The sequence below is a fragment of the Arthrobacter sp. Hiyo1 genome, from assembly GCF_001263615.2.
In the GTDB taxonomy this organism is placed as follows: domain Bacteria; phylum Actinomycetota; class Actinomycetes; order Actinomycetales; family Micrococcaceae; genus Arthrobacter.
The window spans coordinates 7,490-9,517 of the sequence record NZ_DF952481.1; the positions used below are offsets into that span (position 1 = coordinate 7,490).

Annotated in this window: 2 protein-coding genes; one reads left to right on the top strand and one right to left on the bottom strand. The window is 60.5% G+C overall.

From position 1 onward, the window contains the following. A partial coding sequence (locus tag AHiyo1_RS25240; protein WP_216363332.1) for a hypothetical protein occupies positions 1 to 1,059 on the bottom strand: 1,059 nt, incomplete at its 3' end. A 564-nt stretch (positions 1,060 to 1,623) separates the two neighbouring features. Here AHiyo1_RS25240 and AHiyo1_RS23495 point away from each other — a divergent pair. Then, positions 1,624 to 1,932 carry a hypothetical protein gene (locus AHiyo1_RS23495; protein ID WP_059390229.1) on the top strand — a complete coding sequence of 103 codons (309 nt, stop codon included), beginning with the start codon at positions 1,624 to 1,626 and terminating at the stop codon, positions 1,930 to 1,932. The last annotated feature ends 96 nt before the right edge of the window (positions 1,933 to 2,028 follow it).

The following is a 2,028-nucleotide window of genomic DNA, read 5'->3' on the forward strand; positions in this document are numbered from 1 at the left end:
TGGTGGCACCGGGCGGGGCGTCTGCTTGGCGCCGAAAACGGCGTCCCCGTTCAGGGACGCCCCGACGGCCGGACCGCTCAGGTGTGATGAATCGACGTTTTTCAGCGCGGAACTGGACGGTGCTGCTTCAAGCCCGGTGATGGTGTTCTTGCCGTCGCGGCCACCGAACAACGCGACCTTGTTCACCGACCCCTGGCCAAGGGTGGTGAGCTTCTTGCCGTCAAAATGCATGACCTGCGTGTGGGAATTGTCGACGGCCACGTTCAGCAGATCGACGCCGCCGTCGCCGGAAGGACGCAGATTGAACGCTGACCCCTTCACGGTCGCGACTTCCGACGGTTTGGCCGGGCTAGTATCCGTTCCGTTGCCGGGTACCGCGACGAGACCTGACCCCACGACGCCAATGACCCCGCCCGGGGTCGGCACAGCCGAGGAGACCTGCCCCGCAGCTGTCGTCGAAGCCGTGACTTTCCCTGAAGCAAGGTCAACGGACACCAGCCCGGTCGTCTGCTCCTGGGCACCCAGGGAGAGAGAGAACACGGCAGTATCCGCGGCACCGCAACCAGGTGAGTAGTACTTCAACCCGACACCGCTCACAACGGGGGTGACTTTGCCTGTTGCAAGCTCGATGGAGTAGCCGAACGCGCCGCGGTCGCGGGCAGCGGTCAGATTCACCGAGGAAGCGGCCAGGACAGCCACCGCGGCATATTTCCCGTCGCCGGACAGGCACTGATAGCCCGTCCATGACGAAGCATCGACTCCCTGGGGTTTGATGACCGCGAGGGACTTCCAGGCAAATCCACCGGACTCCCTGCCGAGCTGAACGTGGTACCCGGAAGCGTCGCCGAATCCCGCCAACGCCTCATCACTTGACGATGATGCAGAGGGCCCGAAATCTTCAGCCGTGGCCACAGCGAGAGGGTTTGATGACTGCGTGTTTTTGGCGGAAGGGAGCGCTTCCGCAGGCATCCCTTGGATCAGGGCGCCGACCAACGCGCCGACCAACGGTACCGCAACGAAACTAAATGCGCGGCGAGAGGCCCATGCGAATCTGTTCATTCGTGAAAATCCAATTCAAGGGAAGCCCACAGCCTTATGAAAGACGTGGCTTGGCGAGGCAGACAACGGAAGATGAAGCTCAACAGCTGGTGATCATAAGCAGTCTTCCGGCTCGGTCGACCAGATCGACCAACCAACCGGAATCGGTGCCAATAACTAACCGACCGGGGATGAAACGCGCTCCCCAGCCGGTCGAGGAGATTTGATGAAGGTGAAGGTCTGCGGGTGCCTTCGAGTCACGATGAAAAACGCATCAGGGGTCGAGAGCCGAATGCGGAGCAATGGTCGTCGCCCGGGCACTACTTTTATGGCGTCTCACTAGATTCCCCCAAATATGTATTGGTTTGCTCATGCACATGACAAGTCCATGGATACCGAGAGGAGGCTACGGGCGAATTTCCATGCTTGTCAAGTCAAGCGTCTGGGGTCTGTAAATGGGATGGACGGCTGATCGGATATTCGACCTGTGCCGGGCCATGTCAACCCGATTGCCCCCCTCCCTACGTGTCAGGGTGAGTTGAGGCCAAGGGCTCATAGCAAGTCCGTCTAATTCGTAGGGCGAGAATGAGGATCAGCATCAATGTCTATCTCTACAATTCCTACCTGCGTCGTGAAGGCATCTATTCCTCCCAGATCACCGAGTGGCGCAAGCTCCGCGAGCCGGAGTGCTCGCGGGCAGGAAAGGCCGGTGAGAAGATCGGCAAACTCACTGCCGGGCAGAATGAAATCGCCCATCTGCGCCGGCAGCTGGAGGTGAGCGAACGCAAGCTGGTACGGACGGAAGCAGCGTTGTCCATCATGGAAAAAGCACGGCAGCTTTTGGAGGATATCTCCGAAAGTGCGGAGCAGCAGCCCTGGTACAGGAAGCCCTGATGGGCGCCTATACCGAACTCACAGGGGCGGATATTCCGACACGGGAAGCGGCCGTCCTAGCCGGCATACCGCGGGCGACCGCGACTCGCAGGCCCC

Coding starts and splice junctions, on each gene's coding strand:
- AHiyo1_RS23495 (WP_059390229.1), top strand. CDS start 1,624: ATGAGGATCAGCATCAATGTCTATCTCTACAATTCCTACCTGCGTCGT.